Annotated in this window: 24 protein-coding genes and 2 pseudogenes; 9 read left to right on the forward strand and 17 right to left on the reverse strand. The window is 35.6% G+C overall.

Annotation, left to right across the window (positions count from 1 at the left end; genetic code table 11):
* Positions 1-636, reverse strand: a complete 636-nt coding sequence (locus tag SPD48_RS04590) for an ABC transporter ATP-binding protein (protein ID WP_336256884.1) — start codon at positions 634-636, stop codon at positions 1-3.
* A gap of 428 nt (positions 637-1,064) precedes the next feature.
* Between SPD48_RS04590 and qoxA the strand changes: the two genes are divergently transcribed.
* The 4 genes from qoxA to qoxD all read left to right on the forward strand — a co-directional run bounded on the left by qoxA (position 1,065) and on the right by qoxD (position 4,907).
* Positions 1,065-2,015 carry a cytochrome aa3 quinol oxidase subunit II gene (gene qoxA / locus SPD48_RS04595; protein WP_336256885.1) on the forward strand — a complete coding sequence of 317 codons (951 nt, stop codon included), beginning with the start codon at positions 1,065-1,067 and terminating at the stop codon, positions 2,013-2,015.
* Between the two features lie 72 nt (positions 2,016-2,087).
* Positions 2,088-4,031, forward strand: a complete 1,944-nt coding sequence (gene qoxB, locus SPD48_RS04600; RefSeq protein ID WP_336256886.1) for a cytochrome aa3 quinol oxidase subunit I — start codon at positions 2,088-2,090, stop codon at positions 4,029-4,031.
* Positions 4,028-4,624 (forward strand): cytochrome aa3 quinol oxidase subunit III, encoded by a 597-nt coding sequence (gene qoxC / locus SPD48_RS04605; RefSeq protein ID WP_336256887.1) that lies wholly within the window; start codon positions 4,028-4,030, stop codon positions 4,622-4,624. The genes qoxB and qoxC overlap by 4 nt, the downstream gene beginning before the upstream one ends.
* 1 nt (position 4,625) lies before the next feature.
* On the forward strand, positions 4,626-4,907 hold the full coding sequence (gene qoxD / locus SPD48_RS04610; RefSeq protein WP_336256888.1) for a cytochrome aa3 quinol oxidase subunit IV: 282 nt from the start codon (positions 4,626-4,628) through the stop codon (positions 4,905-4,907).
* Positions 4,908-4,981: 74 nt separating this feature from the next.
* Here qoxD and SPD48_RS04615 read toward each other — a convergent pair whose 3' ends face one another.
* Together SPD48_RS04615 and SPD48_RS04620 are read right to left on the reverse strand one after the other, a co-directional pair.
* The gene (locus SPD48_RS04615) at positions 4,982-5,557 is read right to left on the reverse strand and encodes a histidine phosphatase family protein (RefSeq protein ID WP_336256889.1); all 576 of its coding nucleotides are present in this window, start codon (positions 5,555-5,557) and stop codon (positions 4,982-4,984) included.
* 195 nt (positions 5,558-5,752) lie between these two features.
* The gene (locus tag SPD48_RS04620; RefSeq protein WP_336257015.1) at positions 5,753-7,198 is read right to left on the reverse strand and encodes a protein adenylyltransferase SelO; all 1,446 of its coding nucleotides are present in this window, start codon (positions 7,196-7,198) and stop codon (positions 5,753-5,755) included.
* 387 nt (positions 7,199-7,585) lie between these two features.
* Between SPD48_RS04620 and SPD48_RS04625 the strand changes: the two genes are divergently transcribed.
* Positions 7,586-8,851, forward strand: a complete 1,266-nt coding sequence (locus SPD48_RS04625) for an erythromycin esterase family protein (RefSeq protein WP_336256890.1) — start codon at positions 7,586-7,588, stop codon at positions 8,849-8,851.
* 764 nt (positions 8,852-9,615) lie between these two features.
* Here the strand turns inward: SPD48_RS04625 and SPD48_RS04630 are convergent.
* Positions 9,616-11,673: a catalase gene (locus SPD48_RS04630; RefSeq protein WP_336256891.1), complete on the reverse strand. Its 2,058-nt coding sequence runs from the start codon at positions 11,671-11,673 to the stop codon at positions 9,616-9,618.
* A 571-nt stretch (positions 11,674-12,244) separates the two neighbouring features.
* Between SPD48_RS04630 and ahpC the strand changes: the two genes are divergently transcribed.
* Both ahpC and ahpF read left to right on the forward strand, forming a co-directional pair.
* Positions 12,245-12,814, forward strand: a complete 570-nt coding sequence (ahpC, locus tag SPD48_RS04635) for an alkyl hydroperoxide reductase subunit C (RefSeq protein ID WP_336256892.1) — start codon at positions 12,245-12,247, stop codon at positions 12,812-12,814.
* Positions 12,815-12,827: 13 nt separating this feature from the next.
* A complete protein-coding gene (ahpF, locus tag SPD48_RS04640) occupies positions 12,828-14,384 on the forward strand; it encodes an alkyl hydroperoxide reductase subunit F (RefSeq protein ID WP_336256894.1) in 1,557 nt (518 codons plus the stop codon).
* A gap of 84 nt (positions 14,385-14,468) precedes the next feature.
* Here ahpF and SPD48_RS04645 read toward each other — a convergent pair whose 3' ends face one another.
* Both SPD48_RS04645 and SPD48_RS04650 read right to left on the reverse strand, forming a co-directional pair.
* Positions 14,469-15,623 carry an anti-sigma factor gene (locus tag SPD48_RS04645; RefSeq protein ID WP_336256895.1) on the reverse strand — a complete coding sequence of 385 codons (1,155 nt, stop codon included), beginning with the start codon at positions 15,621-15,623 and terminating at the stop codon, positions 14,469-14,471.
* Entirely contained in the window at positions 15,616-16,116 is a 501-nt protein-coding gene (locus SPD48_RS04650) for a sigma-70 family RNA polymerase sigma factor (protein ID WP_336256896.1), read from the reverse strand. The genes SPD48_RS04645 and SPD48_RS04650 overlap by 8 nt, the downstream gene beginning before the upstream one ends.
* Before the next feature lie 380 nt (positions 16,117-16,496).
* Here SPD48_RS04650 and SPD48_RS04655 point away from each other — a divergent pair, with 380 nt between their 5' ends.
* A complete protein-coding gene (locus tag SPD48_RS04655; protein WP_336256897.1) occupies positions 16,497-16,697 on the forward strand; it encodes a cold-shock protein in 201 nt (66 codons plus the stop codon).
* Positions 16,698-17,090: 393 nt separating this feature from the next.
* Here SPD48_RS04655 and SPD48_RS04660 read toward each other — a convergent pair whose 3' ends face one another.
* Both SPD48_RS04660 and cax read right to left on the reverse strand, forming a co-directional pair.
* Positions 17,091-17,798, reverse strand: coding sequence for an EcsC family protein (locus SPD48_RS04660; protein WP_336256898.1), 708 nt, complete (start codon positions 17,796-17,798; stop codon positions 17,091-17,093).
* Positions 17,799-17,968: 170 nt separating this feature from the next.
* On the reverse strand, positions 17,969-19,030 hold the full coding sequence (cax, locus tag SPD48_RS04665; protein ID WP_336256899.1) for a calcium/proton exchanger: 1,062 nt from the start codon (positions 19,028-19,030) through the stop codon (positions 17,969-17,971).
* A gap of 321 nt (positions 19,031-19,351) precedes the next feature.
* On the opposite strand from cax, the gene SPD48_RS04670 reads away from it, so the two are divergent.
* Entirely contained in the window at positions 19,352-19,795 is a 444-nt protein-coding gene (locus tag SPD48_RS04670) for a YrvL family regulatory protein (protein WP_336256900.1), read from the forward strand.
* 79 nt (positions 19,796-19,874) lie between these two features.
* On the opposite strand, the gene SPD48_RS04675 is transcribed toward SPD48_RS04670, so the two are convergent.
* The 9 genes and pseudogenes from SPD48_RS04675 to SPD48_RS04715 all read right to left on the reverse strand — a co-directional run.
* The gene (locus tag SPD48_RS04675; protein ID WP_336256901.1) at positions 19,875-20,216 is read right to left on the reverse strand and encodes a hypothetical protein; all 342 of its coding nucleotides are present in this window, start codon (positions 20,214-20,216) and stop codon (positions 19,875-19,877) included.
* Complete coding sequence (locus tag SPD48_RS04680) at positions 20,206-20,556, reverse strand: hypothetical protein (protein WP_336256902.1); 351 nt, start codon at positions 20,554-20,556, stop codon at positions 20,206-20,208. The genes SPD48_RS04675 and SPD48_RS04680 overlap by 11 nt, the downstream gene beginning before the upstream one ends.
* A 20-nt stretch (positions 20,557-20,576) precedes the next feature.
* Positions 20,577-20,756, reverse strand: a complete 180-nt coding sequence (locus SPD48_RS04685) for a hypothetical protein (RefSeq protein WP_336256903.1) — start codon at positions 20,754-20,756, stop codon at positions 20,577-20,579.
* 462 nt (positions 20,757-21,218) lie between these two features.
* Complete coding sequence (locus SPD48_RS04690; RefSeq protein WP_336256904.1) at positions 21,219-21,857, reverse strand: hypothetical protein; 639 nt, start codon at positions 21,855-21,857, stop codon at positions 21,219-21,221.
* A 3-nt stretch (positions 21,858-21,860) separates the two neighbouring features.
* Positions 21,861-22,310 (reverse strand): TNT domain-containing protein, encoded by a 450-nt coding sequence (locus tag SPD48_RS04695; protein ID WP_336256906.1) that lies wholly within the window; start codon positions 22,308-22,310, stop codon positions 21,861-21,863.
* A 99-nt stretch (positions 22,311-22,409) separates the two neighbouring features.
* Positions 22,410-22,856: a hypothetical protein gene (locus SPD48_RS04700; RefSeq protein WP_336256907.1), complete on the reverse strand. Its 447-nt coding sequence runs from the start codon at positions 22,854-22,856 to the stop codon at positions 22,410-22,412.
* An 11-nt stretch (positions 22,857-22,867) separates the two neighbouring features.
* Positions 22,868-22,948: pseudogene (locus SPD48_RS04705) on the reverse strand (recombinase family protein); the annotation flags it as partial.
* Between the two features lie 494 nt (positions 22,949-23,442).
* Complete coding sequence (locus SPD48_RS04710; protein ID WP_336256908.1) at positions 23,443-23,865, reverse strand: SMI1/KNR4 family protein; 423 nt, start codon at positions 23,863-23,865, stop codon at positions 23,443-23,445.
* 19 nt (positions 23,866-23,884) lie between these two features.
* Positions 23,885-24,055 (reverse strand): annotated as a pseudogene (locus SPD48_RS04715) (HNH/ENDO VII family nuclease); the annotation flags it as partial.
* Positions 24,056-24,058: the final 3 nt, after the last annotated feature.

Here is a 24,058-nt window from a genome sequence, read left to right on the forward strand (position 1 = left end):
TCATTCACCTCCATGCTGGCCGCTGTATGTATCCATGTTTATTACATTATCGGCAAATTTTTCCGATACATGCTTATCATGCGTAACCATAATAACCTGCTGTTCGTGCTTCCGTGCAATCGTTAAAAATTGGCTTAATACATGATCTGTCGTTTTATTATCTAATTCTGAAGTTGGTTCGTCTAATAACAAAACATTTGCCTGCTTCATCAACAATACACGTCCTAAAGCAATTCGTTGTTTTTCCCCACCTGACAGATCATTGATATTGATATCTAAACTTTTTTCAAGCCTTAAGCGATCTAACATCTCTTTTAAAGCCTCATCAGAAGCAGCTTGCTGACCAGATAATCTCAATCCCATATATAAATTTTCACGGATAGATCCATCAAACATTACTGGATTTTGCGGCGCCATCACAACTTTCCTTCGCAATTCACAAGCAGGTAGTTCCGTAATATTCCGACTATTTAATTTGATTATACCGGCTGCGGGATCATCGAGATTATTTAACAAACGTAATAGAGTAGATTTGCCACTGCCACTCTGTCCTTCAATACTAATTACTGGTTCTTTTAATAATAAGCTTTTAATAGTGAACACATTTTTAACCTGTACATTATCAAGTTGAAACATCTTCTAAATTTCCCCCAATAGTTGACTTGTATTTAGTTAGCTTTACCCTCTTTCAAGACATTTACACGTATTACCAATGCCCAACTAATGAGTTGTTTGCTAAGTATATCTGTATAGGTGTCTCGTGGATACACAATGCAAGTCGTTCTAGAGTTTCTAGTAACGATCAACTTATATAAATACTGGTTTATATAGATATTATTTACAAAATTTGTGTGATCTTATCTATAACAGTATTTGCAGACATCTACCATTGATTACCAGTTAAAAAAGTTCAATTAATGTTCAGATTTTAATTATTTTTTTCGATATTTCGAATCAACTAATTGTCATACCAAAAAAATAGGAATAATATTTGTAACAGATATTTTTTATACATTTTCTGTAAAAGGTTTACGACATGTTTATATATGGAGGAGGAGTAGAAAATGAGTAAAAAATGGCTGTGGGTATCATTTATTCTGGCTGTTTCAGCAATGTTATCCGGTTGTGAGTATTCACTTAAAGTACTTGATCCGAGAGGACCACAAGCGGAAACTCTATCAAATACAATTATTTTTTCTATTATTATGATGGCTTGTATTTTACTCGTTGTTTATGTTTTATTTACGATCATGTTAGTTAAATATCGTGCATCTAAATTGGACAAAGATTATGAACCGCCTCATGAAGAAGGCAGTAAAGCGTTAGAAATTTTTTGGACGGCTATGCCGATTATCATTGTTATTATTCTTTCGATAGTTACCGTTCAAACGACCACAACAGTAGAAAATAAACCTGATGCATATCAAAACGAGGAACCGCTTGTTATCTATGCTGCATCATCGAACTGGAAATGGCATTTTTCATACCCAGAACAAAATATTGAAACAGTAAATTATGTAAATATTCCGGTCGATCGTCCAATTGAATTTCGTCTTTATTCATATGGACCAATAACAAGTTTTTGGATACCACAGCTTTCTGGTCAAAAATATGCTATGAGCGATATGGTTACAAAAATCAATCTCGCCGCAAGCACACCTGGCTCTTATATGGGGAAAAACTCCAACTTCAGCGGAAAAGGCTTTGCGCATATGGAATTTGAAGCAGAAGCAATGTCTGACAAGGATTTTGATTCATGGGTAAATGATGTGAAAAATAATGAACAAGAGTTAACAGAATCAGAGTTTAATAAATTATTAGAAATGGAGCATGTTGGACGAAAATCCTACTCTTCTACCCATTTAAGCTTTGCTCCTGCTCCTGAAGGAGAACATGCAGGACATCATCATGGGGATGAACAGGAAAAAGAGGAATCCCCTCATCGTACAGGCCATGAACATGGTAGCAATACAGAAATGAACATGACTACAGATACAACTCATAAGAACGAGTAACATCGTTTTATATTTAGGCTACTAAAGAAAATGGCTGCCTAGCTTTGATAGATTGAAAGGAGTTTAACGCGAATGAAATGGGATCAGTTTTTAGTAACAGGAGAACCGATGATTTATGCCGCGATGATAAGTATTGTCGTTGTATCCATTGCAATTGTCGCTGGTTTAACCTACTTAAAAAAATGGAGTTATCTATGGGAAGAATGGCTAACAACGGTCGATCATAAACGAATCGGTGTGATGTATATTATTTCTGCCCTTTTAATGCTTTTCCGTGGCGGAGTCGATGCGGTCTTAATGCGTGCACAAACAGCTATTCCTGAAAATGGGTTACTTGATGCGCAACATTATAATGAAATTTTCACTACGCATGGAATTATTATGATTTTATTTATGGCGATGCCGTTTATTATCGGATTAATGAACGTCGTTATTCCGCTTCAGATTGGGGCAAGAGATGTTGCTTTTCCACGGTTAAATGCCGTTAGTTTCTGGCTTTTCTTTTTCGGTGCGATGCTATTAAATATTTCCTTCGTGATCGGGGGCTCACCAGATGCCGGTTGGACAGCTTATTTTCCGTTAGCGAGCGTCAATTTTAGTCCGACAGTCGGGAATAACTATTATGCCATTGCACTGCAAATTGCTGGACTAGGAACGTTAATGACAGGGATTAACTTCCTCGTTACGATATTAAAAATGAGAGCACCTGGTATGACATTAATGAAAATGCCTATGTTTACTTGGTCTGTATTAATTACCAATGTCATTATTGTCTTCGCCTTCCCTGTATTGACAGTTGCACTTGCCTTAATGATGTTAGACCGCCAATTTGGTACACAATTTTTTACAATGGCAAATGGCGGGATGGACATGCTCTGGGCGAATCTGTTCTGGGTATGGGGCCACCCGGAAGTTTATATAGTAATCCTTCCTGCATTTGGGATATATAGTGAAATTATTTCCACCTTTGCCCGGAAAAACTTATACGGGTATAAATCAATGGTCATAAGTATGATTGCAATATCCCTACTTTCGTTCCTTGTCTGGGTGCACCATTTTTATACCATGGGGCACGGTGTGATGGTAAATAGTATTTTCTCTATTACGACCATGGCAATCGCTGTTCCGACCGGGGTTAAAATATTCAACTGGTTGTTTACATTACGAAAAGGAAAAATTACGTTTACGACCCCGATGTTATATGCATTAGCATTTATCCCTATTTTTACAATTGGTGGGGTAACCGGGGTAATGCTAGCGATGGCAAGTACGGATTATCAATATCATAATACGATGTTTTTAGTGGCGCATTTTCATTATGTATTAATTCCGGGAACGGTCTTTGCCGTAATTGCCGGTTTCCATTTCTGGTTCCCGAAAGTCTTTGGTTTCCGCTTAAATGAAAAATTAAGTAAATTAGCTTTCTGGTTTATCGCAATTAGCTTTAATGTCACATTCTTCCCTCTCTTTATATTAGGGTTAAATGGAATGACACGGCGCATGTACACTTATTCTGCAGATACTGGTTTTGGACCATTAAATATGCTTTCTGCTAATGGAGCTTTAGGATTAACGATTGGCTTTATCATTCTTGTTTACAATATTTATTGGAGTGTTCGCTATAGTCCACGGGATAAAACAGGAGATCCGTGGGATGCCCGTAACTTAGAATGGGCTACACATAGTCCAGTACCTGAGTATAATTTTGCCATTATCCCGCAAGTAAACTCATTAGATGCTTTATGGTTTTCTAAAAAAGAAGGGAAACCATTAACAGAAGGAGCTTATGAGCCAATTCATATGCCAAACAGCAGTGGATTGCCATTCATTATGGGTGTTGCCTTTTTCTTCTGGGGCTTCTTTATGGTATTCAGCATGTGGGTGCCAGCAATTATATTAGCGATCTTTATCTTTGGAACAATGGCATACCGATCCTTTGAAAAAGATGATGGACATTATATTTCTGTTGAAGAAATTGAACAAACGGAAAACAGATTACGAGGTGAGCAACAATGAAAATAGATCATACATTGCCACTGGAATATAGTACAGAGGAAAATAATTTAAAAATACTCGGATTCTGGATTTTTCTAGGTGCTGAAATCGCCTTATTCTCTACATTATTTGCCGTCTATTTTACATTAGAACATCGGATCGGCTCAGGACCTAGCGGGCAAGAAATCTTTCAACTATTCCCAGTCATGATTGAAACTATAGTATTGCTTACGAGCAGTTTTACTATTGGGCTCGGGATTCACGCGATGCGTCTAGGCAATAAAAAAGCAATGCTTACGTTTTTTATTATTACTTTGCTATTAGGTCTTGGATTTTTAAGCGTAGAAATTTTTGAATTCGTTATGTACGTCCATGAGGGTGCAACTATCCAAACGAGTGGATTTTTATCGAGTTTATTTACACTGCTTGGGACCCACGGAGCTCACGTCACATTTGGTCTTTTCTGGGGGCTTGCGATCCTAATCCAAGTTGCAAAAGACGGATTTAATTCTAAAACTTCAAATAAAGCATTCATATTCTCGTTATACTGGCATTTTCTTGATGTCGTCTGGATATTTATTTTCAGCTTTGTCTATTTGAAAGGAATGATGTAACATGAAAGAACTTTTCCCTTTACCACACGTGATAGGATTTGTTTCATCATTGCTCCTTTCATTCATCGCATTAGTTGTCATCTATTTTCATTTGTCTTTTACTCAAGGAATGATAATTTTAGGTGTTACAGCTGCGATTCAGGCGAGCCTGCAGTTATTTTTATTCATGCATGTAAAAGAAAATGAATCTAGTAAATCCGTTTATACAAATATTGGATATGCCCTATTCGTTGGCTTAGTGACGATTTTTGGAACTTTGTTTGCGATGATTTGGGGGTATTAAGAGAAGAGCACTCTATTCAGTCCTACTGAAATAGAGTGTTCTTTTTATGTTCTACGGATCGTGAAAATGTTTAATTATCTATCAGATAAATGAGATATTTGATTATAATCTTTGATTTGCCATGAATTTTCATGATAATAAATATTACTAATGCAGGCGTTCGTCAATTTTGTCTTTCCTGTACCAATTTCTCCATTGGATAACGTTGCAAGAATTAGATTTATAACTCCCCCATGTGCCACAAGTAGTACTTTTTTATTTGGATATGTTTCAAGTATGGACTGAATTCCTCTCATGACACGCTCGATGACAAATTCTCGCTTTTCTTCATTTGGGTATTCTCTAGTTGGAAACATTCTTTTTCTTTCTTCAGGCGTCAACCCTTCTGCTTCTCCATAATTTCTTTCCTCAAAATCAACCATTTCAATTATAGGTAAATGTAATTTCTTATTAATAATCTCTGCCGTATGTTTAGCGCGGATCAACGGGCTCGTAATGATTATATCCCATTTTGATCGACTTAAGAAAACAGCACTCTTTTCCGCTTGTAACCTACCAGTCTCGTTTAATGGGATGTCTGTTTTCCCTTGAATTTTACCTTCTTTATTCCAATCTGTTTCTCCATGTCTAATTAAACAAATCGAAGTCACTGTATAAGCTCCTTTCACGGAGTATAATATCCCCTACTCTAAGTCTAATCGTTATTTTACCATAAAACAGGAAGCATTTTATACATAAACTGGTTCAGGGTGGACTCATCTTAATTCAACCCAAAGCAAATACCTCTGCTTTCTGTTCAATAAATAAATAAAGTAACCGCCGACTAAACGATTACTCCATAAAATTCACGTTCCACAAAATGTTTGATAAAATGTCTTTGGAACAGGGACTTCTGCATACTCTTTTTGTTTTTCTGTATAAGCAAACGGATGAGCGAGTGCATCTAAAAGATCTTTCATCACAGTGAAGTCATTATTTTCTACTGCTGCATCTAAAGCTGTTTCAACCAGATGGTTACGTGGAATCAACGCTGGATTATTTTCTTTCATTTTTGCATAAATGTGTCCTTCATCAACTTCTTGTCTTTTTAATCTCTCGCTCCACTGTTTCCGCCATTCTAAAAATTCTTCCGAATGAAAAAGTACTGCACCATCTAACTTCTTCGTAGTTAATGCTATAAACGTATCTGTATAATCTGCTTTATATTTTATCATTGCTTGTAGCAGGTCAGTAATTAATTTCTGATCGCCACTTTCTTCATTAAATAGCCCAAGTTTTGCACGCATTCCATCTAGCCAGTAAGTTGTATAGATTTTAGGGAATGTGTCAAGTGCATTTTCGGCTAGCTTGATGGCCTTCTCTTCTTCTTTATCTAAAAGAGGAAGTAAACTTTCGGCAAACCGCGTAAGATTCCAATGTGCAATCGGAGGTTGGTTACCGTACTTATAACGAGCCCCTGTATCTATGGAACTAAAAACGGTTTCCGGGTCAAACGTATTCATAAACGCACATGGACCATAATCAATCGTTTCTCCACTTATCGTCATATTATCTGTATTCATAACGCCGTGAATGAAGCCGACCAATTGCCATTTTGCAATCAGATAAGCTTGACGACGGATTACTTCCTTGAGCAGTTCCTGATATGGATTTTCATGCTGAGCAAGATATGAAAAATGTCGTTGAATTGTATAATCTGCAAGTGCTCTCAGGTCTTCTTCCTCACTGAATATATGAGCAAATTGAAACGTACCGACTCGTAAATGACTTGATGCGACACGAGTAAGCACCGCACCAGGCAGTTTTGTTTCCCTGAATATTTCTTCTCCTGTAGTAACTACAGCAAGACTCCGGGTCGTTGGAATTTCAAGTGCAAGCATTGCCTCACTAATAATATATTCCCGCAGCATTGGTCCGAGTGCAGCTCGGCCATCGCCACCTCGTGAATAACTCGTCCTTCCTGCACCTTTTAACTGAATATCAAACCGTTCCCCTGAAGGCGTTATCTGTTCACCTATCAATACAGCCCGACCATCACCAAGCATCGTGAAATTTCCAAATTGATTACCAGCATACGCTTGTGCGATTGGAATAGAGCCTTCTGGCAACTCATTCCCTGCCAATACAGCAATACCTGTGTCTGTTTGAAGTGTTGTCCCATCAAGGCCTAATGATTCTGCAAGTTCCTCATTATAAATGATCAATTGGGGCGCCGTAACTTGTGTCGGCTTTGTTTTTGTATAAAAATTGTCCGGAAGCCTCGTATAAGTGTTTTCTAGCTTCCAACCCATCTGGTTATTATTTGTCACTAGCTCACCTCGTTTATTGAAAAAAGTAAAAAGTTCATGCAAGTAACTTTACTTTTCCCAATTCCTTATAAACAAATCAATCAAGTCTATTTTACGTTTTTTTAATTTATATATATTTCTAATACTATATATTAAAGCTGTTAAAAATCAATGTCCCTATCATACCTTTCCTCATACTAAAATTAAAACAATACCATTCCCCCGCATTTATACAAGTACAAATACGGAATATCATTTAGAAGATTTGCTACGTATATTTTACCCTCACAAATAATGAATAATTTCTCTACTCGACACTTTGTAAAATATTAATAAACTTACTTCGACTAGTCAATCTACCTGCTAAAATGAATTATAGGGGGAATCCAAATGATCTATATAAGAAAGACTTCCTTTATTATCTTAGCTATTTCTCTTCTTAGTTTATTATCGGCATGTGGCAAAACGGTACTAGAAGATGCAAATGACTTTATTTCTCCAATCGATGAAATAACTATTCCAGAAAATGTACAAATCATTGGTCTCGGAGAAGCGACACATGGAAACATTGAATTTCAAGAATTAAAAAAAGACGTTTTTCAAGTCTTATTAGAACAGGAAAATGTCCGTGTTTTTATTTTAGAAGGTGATTTCGGTGGCGCCCAGCAAATTAATGATTATATTCTAAACGGCAATGGAACAGCAAAAGATGTCATAGAGACACTCGACTATGGTATTTACCGAACAAAACAAATGATCGATCTTATTGAATGGATGCATAATTACAATAAAACAGCAGATGAGGATGAAAAAATTTATTTTTACGGTAATGATATGCAGCGATACGACTATAGTAAAGCTGGTCTGCTTAATTATTTTTCTACAGTGGATCCAAATACATCGAAAAAATTTGGCGCTCAATTGGAACATGTTACAAATGATACAATGCATGATTTAACACAAGAAGAACTTGAAGAATTGAACAAAACAATTGATTCCATCTTAACCGATTTACATACAAATGAAGCAGATTATATTAAACAATCATCCCAAGAATCCTTTTCCCTAGCTCAACAATATGCAAGAATTATGAAACAACGGACTGATCTTTTGATGAACGAAGGGTCTTATGCAAGAATACGTGATCAATATTTAGCAGAAAACCTAGAATGGATTGTAGAATTTGAATCAACACAGGGACGCGATAAAGTATTTGTCTCCGCACATAATGGCCATATTGAAAAAACTTCAGCAGCATTCGGCTATGAATCAATGGGAGACTATATTGATGAAAAATACGGAGATCGCTATTTTGCAATCGGCACCGATTTTATGACAAGTTCCTTCCAAGCATTTAATAGCGCAGCAGAAGAACGAAAAAATTACACCGTTAAAAACAACAATAAATTAGTCACTGCATTCAAAAATGTTGATCCAAATATCTTTTATGTAGATTTTGTACGTGCTAATGAATCATCGGTACTCCATGACATTATTTCATCCGAGCAGAAAATGCCTAATATCGGAGATGACTTCCGCCCATGGTACAAATCTTTAACGTTTTTCTATACAATAAAAATGATTCCAAATGAATCATACAATGGAATTATTATTGTAAAAGAGGCAACACCGACAGTAGTTATTAATAATCATTGAATGCCCTTCTTTATAACTCAACTTTCGCAGTGAGAAAATGTCGAATGAACCTTGATACTATTTGGTAGATATAGGTACATTACTTATGTTGACTTTGAGTAGTTAACGTAAACTATGCAGTAGCTGAAGTCTATGATCCTTAGTTTCAGCATCGTTGATTTCCGCTCCGGGCAGTACGCTTTCCGCGGGCAACGCTTCAGCTTCCTCAGAAGCAAAGATCGCTTCTTGCGGGATCTTCAGCTGTTGCTTTTCCCGCAGGAGTCGACTGCCCTTGCCCTCTGCTACAATCTACTATCGCGTAATGGCGTGTGTAGACTTCCTCAAGCAATAACAGCATCATTCCAGCGGAGGAAATATGTGGAGACTCCTATGGGAGCAAAGGCCTAGATGAGACTACACAGTGCGTAGCACAAGAAGGCCGGGCAGCCGCCCATGGTAAAGGAGACACTGTGAAAGCAAGCGTAAGCGCAGCTCGAACAGATGTCGCTCTTATGCCCGTGGTGAAAGCGAAACATATTTCCGTAGCGGTAAGATAATAACGATCTTAAGTTACTGCACTTCTACTTTTACAAAGCAGTAATTTCTGTAAGTATGAACAGTTCATTTCTTACATTTTCAAGTGGGCTATGAAAGATGCGTTAAATCAAGAGCTACTCAACCTTCACACCAATTCTATTGATGCGAAAGTTGAGTTTATAATAAAAAGGACTATACGAAGACAAAAGCCAAATCCATATTTGCCTTCGTACAGTCCTTTTATTTATTTAGATTACTCTATTCCAAAATCGTTGTTGGGCAATTGCGTATAGGAATTGTTCATTGAACTTAGGATTATCGTCTTGATAGACGAATCCTGGAATCGATTCTTTATCGCCAACTGGAAAATACTTTTCCCCACTAGGAGCAAATCCAATCGGTTTATAATGCTGAAATGCTTCAGAAATAAAATTCATCACGCTTTGGTTAAAATCATGTTGATTTTCCACTTCACCACCGACAATATATAAACTGTCAAATAGCACCGCATCTGTTGTCATAATCGTTTCATCTACAGCCAATTTAGTGCCGTTTCTTCCAACTACAGGAGATAAAGTTTCACTGATAATTGTTACAAAAACACCATATCTTTTTAGATATTCAATTGTTGCAAGTACCTCTTCGTCATCAAACCCATTACCGATGAGTACACCTAATGTCAAATAATAAGGTAAATGAGGTGTGTTTTCCTGACTCAGTGCAGGTGAAGATGCTGTCACGTTTGATTGTTCACCAGTCGGTCGCCTCACACCAACTTTATCAGCAATCGCATTAGCTAACCCTTTATCAACACGAACGAACATATCTACTACTTGCTGCCTCACGGACCTGCTCTTCACTTTCCCAACTTCAAAAATAAATGCATTACGTATATGTCTTTTCTCTGGAGGGCTCATACTATTCCAAAACAATCTTGCTTGAGAAAAAAAGTCTTTAAAGGACTCACTTCTTGCTTGAATGACATGCCCTTCAACCTTTTCTTGATAATGTTCAAATCCGCCCTGTTCAGGAGGAGTTGTTGCCGGGGTATTATTCGCCAATGAATTTTTATGATAGCTTACTTGCCCGACATCGATCCGTTGTCTATGATAACCATTCCGCTGATTATTATGGAACGGACAAATGGATCTGTTAATTGGAATTTCAGTAAAGTTCGGCCCACCGAGTCGAATTAATTGTGTATCAATATAGGAAAATAGCCGTCCTTGGAGTAGCGGGTCATTCGTAAAATCGATTCCAGGTACAATATTTCCTGGATGAAATGCCACTTGTTCTGTTTCTGCAAAAACATTATCGACATTTTTATTTAATGTAAGCATCCCTATTTTTCTAACTGGAACAATTTCTTCAGGCCATAATTTTGTCGCATCTAAAATATCAAAGTCAAACATAAATTCATCTTCTTCATTAATCATCTGAACACCTAACTCAAACTCTGGATAAGCACCTCGTTCAATCCTTTCCCATAAATCACGTCGGTGAAAGTCAGGGTCTTTCCCACCAATTTTCTGTGCTTCATCCCAAACGAGTGAATGAACACCTAAAACTGGCTTCCAATGAAATTTAACAAATCTAGCTCTTCCTTCTTGATTGACGAAACGAAATGTATTGACACCGAATCCTTCCATCATTCGAAAACTCCTTGGAATTGCCCTGTCCGACATTAGCCACATAATCATATGTGCTGTCTCCTGATTATTCGCTACAAAATCCCAGAATGTATCATGAGCAGATGATGCTTGTGGCATCTCGTTATGGGGTTCAGGTTTAATCGCATGAACAATATCTGGAAATTTCATCGCATCTTGAATAAAGAATACAGGTATATTATTAGAGACTAAGTCATAGTTACCTTCTTCTGTATAAAACTTTACTGCAAATCCACGAACATCGCGCGCAGTCTCCATTGATCCAACACTTCCAACAACTGTTGAAAACCGTACGAAAACAGGTGTCTCTTGACCTGATTCTTGTAAGAATCCTGCTTTTGTATATTCGCTCATCGGCTCATAGCATTTAAACATCCCATGAGCAGCAAATCCTCTAGCATGTACAACCCTTTCTGGAATTCTTTCATTATCAAAATGAGTTATTTTTTCTCTTAAATGAAAATCTTCTAGTAGAGTGGGACCACGTACACCAGCTTTCAAAGAGTCTTCATCATTTGATATTTTGACAGATTGGTTTGTTGTCATTTTTTTACCATAATTGTTCACTCTGAATTGATTCAACTGTTCATCCTTCAAGTTCCTAGACGTTTGTTTGTCGTTATCTTGATTCCCCATTCCCATATCACCTATCCTACTAATGTTTAGTCAACAATATATATATGCATACATCAGTAAATAGGTACTTGACTATTCAGAAAGTGATATTAATTTTAACTTGACTCCCTGTATTTTCATGATAAGAGCAAAACTAAATAAAGTTAAACCAACTTAGAATAATCATTACATTTTATAACTCTCCATAAATAATGATGACTCTTTGTTTTCCTTGTTTCGTCAATTTTTAACTTTATTTGACATCCATATAATAAGCAGGTTGTAAAAATTAAACCATTTACATTGCGAATCTATCAATCAATTGAGAATGAAAACAATTACACTCTCCCCTTCTGTCCAATTTTAAATCACTCTTTTTTAATGAGCCTAATCCTTGTCACAACAATGTCATAAAGAAACCTTCATAAAAAAGAGTGTTATTCTTGACAGAATAAATCACATATACGATAATAAGTTTTGGATTAGAATTATTTTAGTTAACGATGAAATTAGAGATGATCTTGCCTGTTTATGTATCGGGAATTGTCGTATACTAATTTCATCTAGAAAAAATATTGGAGGAATTGATACTATGTCTTTAATCGGAAAAGAAATCGAACCATTCAAAGCAGATGCTTATCATGCAGGAACTGGAGAATTTGTTGAAGTTACAGACGAAAATTTAAAAGGTAAGTGGAGTGTTGTTTGTTTCTACCCAGCAGACTTCACATTTGTTTGTCCTACTGAGTTAGAGGACTTACAAGATCAATATGCTACATTAAAAGAACTTGGCGTAGAAGTTTATTCTGTTTCTACTGATACTCATTTTACACATAAAGCTTGGCATGACCATTCTGATGCGATCAGTAAACTTGAATATATTATGATTGGTGATCCTTCTCAAAAAATCTCACGTAATTTTGACGTACTAGATGAAGAAGCAGGACTTGCACAGCGTGGAACATTCATCATTGATCCAGATGGTGTTGTACAGGCAGCTGAAATCAACGCAGACGGTATTGGCCGTGATGCTAGTATTTTAGTTGGAAAAATTAAAGCAGCACAATATGTTCGTGAAAATCCAGGTGAAGTTTGCCCTGCTAAATGGGAAGAAGGATCTGAGACACTTAAGCCAAGCCTAGATCTAGTAGGTAAAATTTAAGGAGAGCGATTGAATGTTACTAGATGCAGATTTAAAAGCACAATTAGCTCAGTATCTTGAGATGCTGGAGGACGATGTACTGCTCAAGGTTAGTGTGGATTCCGATAAAGTGTCCCACGACATGGTGGAATTAGTTGATGAACTGGCAGCCATGTCTCCAAAAATTAAAATTGAGCATACAGTACTTGAAAGAACACCGAGCTTTAGTGTTAACCGAATAGATGAAGATACTGGAATCACTTTTGCGGGTGTACCTCTTGGTCATGAGTTTACTTCATTAGTGTTGGCTCTATTGCAAGTTAGCGGTAGACCGCCAAAAATTGATCAAAAAGTAATTGATCAAATAAAAGCTATTGAAGGTAAACATCATTTTGAATCTTATATCAGTTTAAGCTGTCAAAACTGTCCAGAAGTTGTACAAGCATTAAACGTAATGAGCGTATTAAATCCAAATATTTCTCATACAATGATTGATGGAGCAGCTTATAAGGAAGAAGCAGAAAGTAAGAACATCTTAGCTGTCCCTACCGTTTTCTTAAACGGTGAATCATTTGGAAATGGCCGGATGACGGTTGAAGAAATTTTAGCCAAGTTAGGCAGCGGACCAGATGCATCCGAATTTGCAGATAAAGAGACATTTGATGTACTAGTAGTCGGGGGAGGTCCTGGCGGTGCAAGTGCAGCAATTTATGCAGCACGTAAAGGTATTCGAACTGGGATTGTTTCTGATCGATTTGGTGGCCAAATTCTTGATACAGCTGCAATTGAGAACTTCATTAGTGTCAATCGCACTGAGGGACCAAAACTTGCGGCTAGTCTTGAAGAACATGTAAAAGACTATAATATCGACGTAATGAATTTACAACGTGCCACACGTTTGGAAAAGAAAGACCTTATTGAGGTTGAACTTGAGAATGGTGCTGTTCTGAAGAGCAAATCTGTCGTTCTTTCTACTGGTGCCCGCTGGCGAAATGTAGGTGTTCCTGGGGAAAAGGAATTCAGAAATAAAGGTGTCGCATATTGTCCACACTGTGATGGTCCATTGTTTGAAGGAAAACGTGTAGCTGTGATCGGTGGCGGTAACTCTGGAGTTGAGGCTGCAATTGATCTTGCAGGAATCGTAAAACATGTAACAGTACTTGAGTATTCTTCAGAATTGAAAGCAGACGCTGTTCTTCAAGAGCGACTAAACAGCTTGCAGAATGTTACTGTAATTAAAAATGCACAAACAACTGAGATTACTGGTTCAGACAATGTTAATGGTATTACATACTTAGATCTTGATACCAAACAAGAACAGCATATCGAACTAGAAGGAGTATTTGTACAGATTGGACTTGTACCAAATACAGACTGGCTCGGTGATACAGTTGATCGTAACAAGTTTGGAGAGATTGTTGTAGACAATTATGGTGCAACGAACGTCCCAGGCGTGTTTGCTGCGGGAGACTGTACGAATAGTCCATATAAGCAAATTATTATCTCAATGGGTTCAGGTGCTACTGCATCCTTAAGTGCGTTCGATTACCTCATTCGTAATGCAGACAAATTTCAAACTACAGAAGCATAAACAGATTTAAAAGTCACTTTTGCTCTTATGCAGCAAAGTGACTTTTTTATCTCTACTTATTGTATTTTATCTCAGGATTTCCTTTTATTCATTATGCCAATTCCAAAAACCGACTTCATCTATTTCTATTGATTGAATAAGAGGTTCTTTTTTTAGTTTTTCAATTTCTTTCGTTGGGCCTGTTACAACCATTCCATAATGTTTAAATCCATTTCCTTCAAGATAATCTATTCGCTCTTGAACATCTAAATTCATTCCGGTATACAACTTTCCAGCCATTTTTTCATGCTTTTTTAGGAACTTCATCGTCTTCATAAACTGTTCATGTAGTACTTCCGTGTCCCCTTCTTCATATTCGGGAGAAGCATAACTTTCTGAAACTGTTTTGTTGAAAAAAGTCCCTTCTTCCTCATAAAAATCTTGAATCATATCATCATCATGCCAAATTGGAAAAGGCGGAAAGCCAATTGGGTCTAACACCATTCCACCATAATCACCATCTTTCCCTTCTACACCTGTATTAAGGGCTAACCATACTATAGAAAAATTATTATTGGAAAAATGATCGAAAATAGTTTCTGTATCCACAAGTTTATTAAAAGATATAAAAGCTGTCACAACAGTACCTTTTGGAAGATGGCTTAATCGGTTCCAGTCGGACATGCCTCCGTCACCCATCCCTGGGTACATAAATGTTGCTTGATAATCTCCTTCAATTCCATACATATTTCTTTCGGGAAATCCCATGGAGGAAAATAAAAATGGAATGCGCATTTCTCCAACTTTAACTCTTTCATCCCCTATTTTCTTGCTTATATCTCGAGTTGCATTCATGCGAAAGAAAAAATCAACACTTGTACTTGTCCCTCCTAAATATCCATATGGATCTGAAATTGTCAGTGTATAATCAATTACATCACCGAAAACATCTGTGCGATCAGGGTCTCCCCATGTATAATACAAACCAGATAAAAACGTTGTAACGAGGATAAAAATCAACATTATTCCCAGAGCAGTAAACGCTGTTTGAAAGCGAGCTTTCCATTTGCTCCACAATAAGATTCTTTTTGTCTTTTGCTTTGTCGGCAATCCTTGCAATTGGCTTGGTTCATCTTCTCCCTCTAATACTTTTTGATATAATTCAACCTTTTCCAATTCTTTCTCAAACTCTACTAATTCTTCTCCTTCTAATAGCCCTTTCTCATATCGTTTTAATTTATCTTTAAATATGTCACTCACTTGTTTCTCTTCCTCTCTTTTCCCTAATAGCTTGCCGAGCTCGATACAAACTTACTTTAAAACTTGCTAAAGAGGTTCCCATTACGTACGCTGCTTCTTTATAGGATAATTCATGAAAATCGTGTAAAAGCACTGCTAATTTTTGTTTCTTCGGCATGCTATCTAACTGTTGAATTATTATTTGTACTTGTTCATCCATCATAAGTTTTTCCTCAGGTGTTTTCTTGTGATCCAATAATTTATCCAAAAAAATACCCTTATCCAAATCAATCCTTCTTTGTTTTCGCTGATGGTCAATAAAAGCATGATAAGCAACTGTAAATAACCATGACTTAATACTACCTGCATGATTTTGCTCCACATGCAGATAAGCTCTAAGAAACGTCTCCTGTAATAAATCTTCTGCTGTATGATGATTCTTACATAAAGAGAGAAGAAAGCGATAAATGTCATTAAAATAAATAGTATATATAGAATCTATGGATTGCCCCATCTCTCTCCCCCTTCTATAGATAACACGATTAAGCTCTAGAAAAGTTACATTATTTTTAGGTTAATAGTCAGGAAATTTAATTTTTGTTACATATAAGGTTCTAAGTTAAACAATATGTTGGGATTCTCTAACCATTCTAGAGTAAGTTATGTATAATTTCCTTAATCCTTTTCTATACTATAACTGTATCCCAGTTTTTCCTTATATAAAATAATTGTAAAATATTTGAAAAATAAAGCTAGCTATTAATTTTATTATGTGTTATGCTTAATAAGAATTATTTTTGTTCGGTATAAAGTAATGGTCACTTATTGCCTAAATGGCCACTTTGGACAGGGATAGTAATATATTGTGCATGAAGCACTAGGAGGAAACAATTTATGGAACAAGGTTCAGTTAAATGGTTTAATGCAGACAAAGGTTTTGGATTTATTGAGCGTGAAGATGGAGACGACGTATTCGTACATTTCTCTGCTATCCAAAGTGAAGGTTTTAAATCTTTAGACGAAGGTCAGCAAGTAACATTTGATATCGAAGAAGGTCAAAGAGGACCTCAAGCTACAAACGTACAAAAAATATAAGTAATTATTTCCCCGGATGCTGGGTGCAGCTTGAAGCTCACCCTTATCCGGGGTTTTTATATGTGAATTTTTTCTGTTTTATGTTTTTTTAGGAGACCGTAGTGTTCGTTGCACTTCTCGTCCATTTACTGGCAAATGCAAAACGAATAAGAATTAATCGTTACTCTTCTCACCCCAAAAATGGAAGATGTAATACGAATAAGAACTAATCGTTGCGCTTCTCATCCGAAAAATGGAAGATGTAGAACGAATAAGAACTTATCGTTACACTTCTCACCAGAAAAATGGAAGTTGTAGAACGAATAAGAACTTATCGTTACACTTCTCATCCGAAAAATGAAAGATGTGATTCGAATAGAGTCTAATCATTCAAAAAGAACACGGTTTGGTGATTTAACGTAAAATCCGCATTCGGTAAGCATTGATCGCTGTTTCCCCTAATGTATCCATGAGATTGTGATTCGCGTATGCACCAACAATTGCTCCAAAGCCAGGAATCAACTGAAGTAATTTAATTAAGTCAATATAATCTCGATACTCCTGTTGAAACAAGCGCCAATCCATATCGATCAATCTGTTTTTTTCTTCTTCCCAATTTTCTATCATGTAGAACGTTTCCTTCTTATGTTTATCACTTGAGAATGCGAGTTGAAATACATGTAAAATAAAAAGGCGCTCCTCATAATTCTCTGTGTTAAATCCATATATTGTCGCAGTTTCAAATAAGAATTTCATTTTTATTGATAATAGGAGCGGGAAATCAACAAGACCTAGAAAAATACCTCCTGCACCGGTACCAGCCCCTTCGATTACAGCCGTTTTTCGATACGAAGTTAATTTTTCCTTAACGAGCTCATCTTGTTCAAATAGACTCAAGTTAATCATTGGCTGAGTTTTGGTTGTCATATCCGATCCCATCAACGTAGCTTTTACCATGCCTTTCATACTGTCTGTTATAATTTGATGAGCTTTTTCAGGAATCATTTCATTTATTTTTATTTGAACTTTTTTTGATAATTGATTCAATCGATTCGATGGTCTTAATACTTTTTTACGCCACAATTGTATCTCTTCATATACTTTTTTCTCGTATTCTATCATGCGAATCTTCCTTTCATTACTTTGGCAAAAATAAGCTCACCTAATACTCAACTTGCCCCTCTTTCAATTATATGTTGTTTACTTTGAAAATGCGATGTGTTCAAGAGAAAAAGTAATGAGTAAAATGCGACAGTTGATTAGCAATTACTTTCCCTCCTTTTTCATCTATACTAAACGAAATAAAAACCAATCCCCATAATGAAATAAGCTGCCAATAAAATTAATCCATCAAACCAATTTGAGTCCCCATCATTGGACAGCGATACAGTTAATAATACTGCAGTAACCATACTGATTAATTCAGGCCATGTAAAGACAAGTGGCATAGTAGTAGGAAAAAGAAGTGATAGCAAAACAAGTATTGGCAGGACAAACATGGCAACCTGAAGCGTTGATCCAATAGCAATTTCTACAGCTACATCCATCTTATTTTTATATGCCATGATTATTGCTGAAGCATGTTCTGCAGCATTTCCTACAATGGCAACAATAATAACCCCAATAAATAATTCAGACCAACCAAATTTCTCACCAACTATATGAAAGGTACCGACTAAACGTTCGGATACAAAAGCAACAGCGATCGTTGTAACTGCTAAAACAATAATAGCCTTCATCTTGCCCCATTCTGGTTCTTCCTCTTCATGAGTAGGTCGATTTTCACTCTCATTCATCTGATAAACACCACGATGAGTGACCAACTTAAATAATAAAGCTGCTAAATAAAGTACAATTAAAATAATCGAAATTCCAATACTTACAAACAAGGTTTCTTGTTCATTCATTGAATGCGTAAAAACCTCTGGGATTACAAATGCTACAATTACAGCAAAAATGAGTAGTCCCGAGTTATTTCTCGCTTCATGAACATTAAAAGATTGCCGTTTATATTTTAAGCCACCCACGAAAAACGAAAGACCTCCAACTAGTAATAAATTTCCTAAAACGGAACCAGTTAAGGAAGCCAATACAATTCCGATCAATCCTGCTTTTAAAGAAAAAATAGAGATAATCAGTTCCACTGCATTTCCAAACGTCGCATTCAGTAATCCACCAATCCGAGGTCCCATAACAATCGCCAAACTTTCAGTAGCCCTGCCAATAAACCCTGCAAGAGCAACGATTGTTACACAGTAAATAATAAACATCATAATTGCTGACCAATCAAAAATCGAGCCGACCACCGAAATTGGCAAACCAACTAGGACTAATATAGTAAATAATTTATTCAACCTGCTCCCTCACCTTCCTACTGGTTAATATATACACTACCCTTTTAACCCGAAAGCAATTCATCATAAAAGGTATTGACCAGATTTTTTTATTTTTAATTGTCAACAGGGTATGTCGGCCATCGTCAACATAAATTTGCCTATATTTAAAGATGAAGCGACTAAGAATTTTATGTTACACTTTTGTATAGGAGAAAATATTGTAACCATTTTGGATTGTTACATTTTTAAAAAATTATTAAGGAATAGAAATGGCAGTAGAGATTAGAATATCGAGCAGATTTATTTTTAAAAGGTAAAATGATCGTAAGGAGTTTTTTAATGGATGAAGAAAATAATGATTCGTTTAAAGATATGAATCTAAAAGAAAAAACGGTAACAGTTATTGGAATTTCACTATTACTAGTGATAGTAATCGGATTTATTTTCAGCATTTTCTTTTTTGGTTTTGCAGGAATCTTTCAATTACTTGGAGTACATTATGATTCTATTTGGTCGTTAGTTATATTTGTTGTCAGTTTCTTTATATTAGGATTTATAGTTGACCTAATTGTAGACGCGATGGCGAAGATAACCGTTAAAAATGTAACTGGAAGTGTAAATGTATTTCTTATTCAAATGCTATTTGGATTTGCCTCGAATTGGTTCGTTCTTTTTGTAGTTGATGAATTTATTAATGGTATTACACTTTCATTCGGAACAAAATTAATTATAGCACTTCTACTTGGTTTGATCGATCCAATTTTTGATAACAAAAAGGAATAAAGGAATTTATTGTATTATTTTGCGAATAAAAACTGCACCTATAGTTTTCAACCTGTTAGGTGCAGTTAAATTTATTATCTTATTTCCATCCGTGATACTCTAAAAATTTATCCGGAATTCGTAGCTCAATCTGTTGTTCTAACTCTTGCAAAAAAACATCCATATCTGCTATATCATACCATTGTTGACTATTTTCTAGATCGATACCAAGATCTCCATTTATTATTGCACAGCCATAAGCTCCTCTGTCATAATTTAAAATAACATTAAAATATTTATACATTGTAAACCTAATGTTAAACATCACATAAGGCACATTTGTCTTATCTAGTATTACAAAATCTTCTACTTTCTCATCGAAGTAACTTTCCAAGTTTTCTATTAAATCATCTATTATAGTTTCACAACTATTATTTTGCAATCCACATAGTCCCTTCTTTCTCTATCCTTCTGTAACCATACTTTTCTTTTAAATATACCCATTCTTGAAACAAATAGCTTCTTCTATACTCTCTCTTGGTTGGATCATGTGAAAACCTAATCTCCTTCCCTCCTGCAACTGCATCACCTAACACTGGTTTATTAAATAACTCAAACATATCATTATCAGTTAAATTATACTTATCTTTAATGCTATCCCACTGTTTTCCCAGATCAAAGTAGGTTGAATCCTTTCCTGCCTTCACTATATAAGAATCAGGTCCAGGTATATCGAAATTGGGAACGCCATCTTCTATTGTAGGGGTATATTTTCCAAGCATTAAAGTTTCACTTTCTACATCTATTTAATAATTTTCTTTGTTAGTAGTTCAGGGCTTTTGATGATAGAAAAGTTACTTGGCATTTGTTCTTTTAGCCCGACAATATTTGGTAACAATTTTCCAGGCATTAAATTATGAATATTTTCTAATTCAAAACCTTCCCTTATTATATCTGTCACTTCTTCACTTAAACCATACATTTCTAGTCACTACTGTAAGGGGATTAAATAAATATCCCGCGGATTTTTCGATATTTATTATTTGTTTTTCCTATTTGGATAATAACCCCAACTGAATTAAAGAAACTAACCTTTCACTTTTTCCAGAAGTACTAATGTTTATTTACACATTAAAATTAAATTGGCGTGTTCCAACATTGATATCCTCATTTCTTTGTGTAAAAAACGAATATATTGATAAAAATAATCTTTTTTAGTTGAGTCTCTGTCATGTATAATAAAAAGCACTCATGCCTGTAACCAGACAACCAAGTGCTCAAATTTATAAATTCCATTATCATATCATTACCCTTAGTTTGTGCTTCTTTTTTCATTAGATCAATAAAAATAAAGATATGTTTGTTGTTTAATGAATTTTCCTCTTGATTTTAATTACAATTCTTTATTTGGAATCTATACCTTTTATGAAATTATCGAATACATCTATACTCCCGGAGATAAAAAGATAGAATATTCCTCATCATTAAATCTTTGATCAATGACTTTATCCTTTATTAACTTTTGACACTCTTGGTCCAATAAAAAGACTAAGTATGCTTGTTGATACATAGCAACATAAGCCAGCCAATTTTCTAGAATTGATGATTCACTAATCACTTTATAGTTATCACCAATGAATTTTACTTTACTTTCATGTTCATTTGTTTTTTCTAAAAGAAGACTGTGTTCCTTTAATTCTCCATGAATACTATAATATTTCTCTGGAATCCCTAGTCGCTTTAAAGCTCTTTTCAAATTAATAAAATTAAACTTGGGTGTGCCTATATGAATATCTTCATTATTTTCTTCAAAGGGAAAGATGTATTGCCAAAGATAATATGAATTTAATCGATGAAGATAAAAAAACTTACTCGCTGTTTCTTCATCATCAAAAAATTTTAAGACCTTTTCTTCTCCATCGCTTTTTTCCCATCGAACAAAAATAAACTCCCATTTACCATTTTGCAATTGTAGCTTATAATGATTATCCCATTCACCCGGGTCTTCTTCTATCGATGTATTTGTAGCTATCATTTTAATATTTTTATCAGTCAATAGTTCATGTATTAGTTTAATATTCATTTTTTATTCCCCCTCCTTTAAAAGCTTGATATATTTAAACCTTTTTAAGTTTTCAATATTTGCATCATAAAGATTTCCATCAAAGCCCCTAATCTTATAATCAGTATAATATTGGGTACCTAATCCTTTCTCATCAAACCACGGAGCAACTGTCCCTGCATCCACTTTAAATTCTTTAACAACCTTATACCTCTCATATGGTTTATCCTTCATAAAAGGAGGTAGAGCCCTGCTTTCATATGAGGACCCATCCGGTGAAAAGTATTGGCCATTATTATTATCCCCATAACGATCAATAATTGTTCCTGGTTTCAGAGGTTCTTCTTTAAAATTACCATTTAAAAAACCACGTATATGTTGAGATCCTTTTTCGCCTTTTGTACCCGGATAAATAATTCTACCTGTTTCTTGATCAAAGTATAATGAATTATCATATGTCTTTTTATGGGCCAAATAAAGTTCTTCACTAGGAGGTCTTTCCCAGTTTTCTAACTTCGCCCTGTCGGTCTCACTTATTTTTGACGTAGAGCTTTCCTTTTCACCTTTCCCTTCCTATACTTTCGCCTTCCCCGGTCCTTTTAATCCAGCCCCGCCTTTAACCGCTTTTATGCCAAAGGAAGCAGGGATCAATACCGTTAATGCGTTGCCTGCCAGATAAGCGGGTCCTTCCGTTTCGACTGTATCACTGACAGATTGAGCGGCTAATTCTAACATACTCATAGGGTTTTCAATCAATTGTATCGCAATTTGTTTGTAGCCTTCAAATGTTTCATCGGCTTTTGTCTTTATCAGTTCAGGTTCAATTGGATCGGGGATTATTGCGGATAAACTGACGATACCGACATCTCCTGCAATGGTTACTAACCCAGTAACCATACCGATCAAGCTATCGGCAAACCCTCTTAAAATATCAACTTGAAGCTGATGGAAAGCATTGCTTTTTTCTTCGGATGTCTTTTTTTGATGAGGTAATAATTCTTTATTCCAAGCTTCATCCAATTCTTAGCATACTTGTCTAACATGCGTTTCATTTGCACTTTCGTAAACAGCTTTCCTTTCCATGTACTATAACCCTCTACATTTAGCCGTTTAACCTATTATAGAATAAAGAAAGGACAAAAAGTATTAAAATTAAATGCGGAAAATCAGTGGTTATACGTAAACGATTTGATCTACGACAAGTTTTTTAACATTGGTCACTTACTCATGGCTTCTCCTTTATTTTTCACTGTTCACAAGCATTAAAATCTATAAAAATTAACAATTAAAGCACTTATTAAATAATAATGTGCCTGCCTACTTCTATTCATAAACGCAAAAAAGCACACATTGCCTTTAGATGACAATCGAGTGCTTTAGTCATGTGTTTTTAAGTATCAGAAATTTGTAAGTCTTATAGCAACAGTATGATAACTTTTTTATGTTATGACAACTAATAATGCTTACGTGTTTGTACAAGTTAATTAGTTTAATATACATTTCATTTTGCTTATATTCATCAACTTGAAAAATGTCATCTCACCTGAGCTCGTACATCTTTTACTACTATTTTATCTCAATAGTGTAATCCATATTTTTTGGTACATCATAGATTATCTATAGCTTCTTGAAACACATCAATTAAATATTCGTCGAATGAATTATAATGAACAACAGGTTCCTGGCCACTTCTATCACCCAAAAACACTCTTTCGTTTACGTCAAAAGTTGACATACACATAAAAAATTCCCCACTATCATTAATAACTACCCAGTGCTTTTCTAATCCAAATTCTCTATATCGTTCAGTAGCCTTCACAACAGAAGCTCCCTGATCACCTTCAACTCCCACTATTTCCACTCCGCAAATTCCACCAGAGCCAAAATTCTTAACAAATTCACGATAACCTCGAGGAAATTGTAGGTCGAGCATTTCCTCTATTTTGGAAATATCTTCTTCTGATACTTTTCCATAGAAATCCGTATCATCCCCATACTTTTCGATCATTTCAATTATCTTTTCATTCATTTTATTTCACCTTTTCCTATTATTCTTGCGAACGCATTTTCCAGTAATTATTTCTGAAATTATCATATTGCTTGCGTAACTCTGGATTATTTCTGAAACTCTGGCCATCATCAATTAAACCATGTAATGTACTTGAGTATGTATCATGAGTTATTTCAGCAATTTCAACCATACCTCCGGGTTCTTTTTGTGT

Source organism: Pseudogracilibacillus sp. SE30717A, from assembly GCF_037071985.1.
Classification (GTDB): Bacteria; Bacillota; Bacilli; order Bacillales; family Amphibacillaceae; genus Pseudogracilibacillus.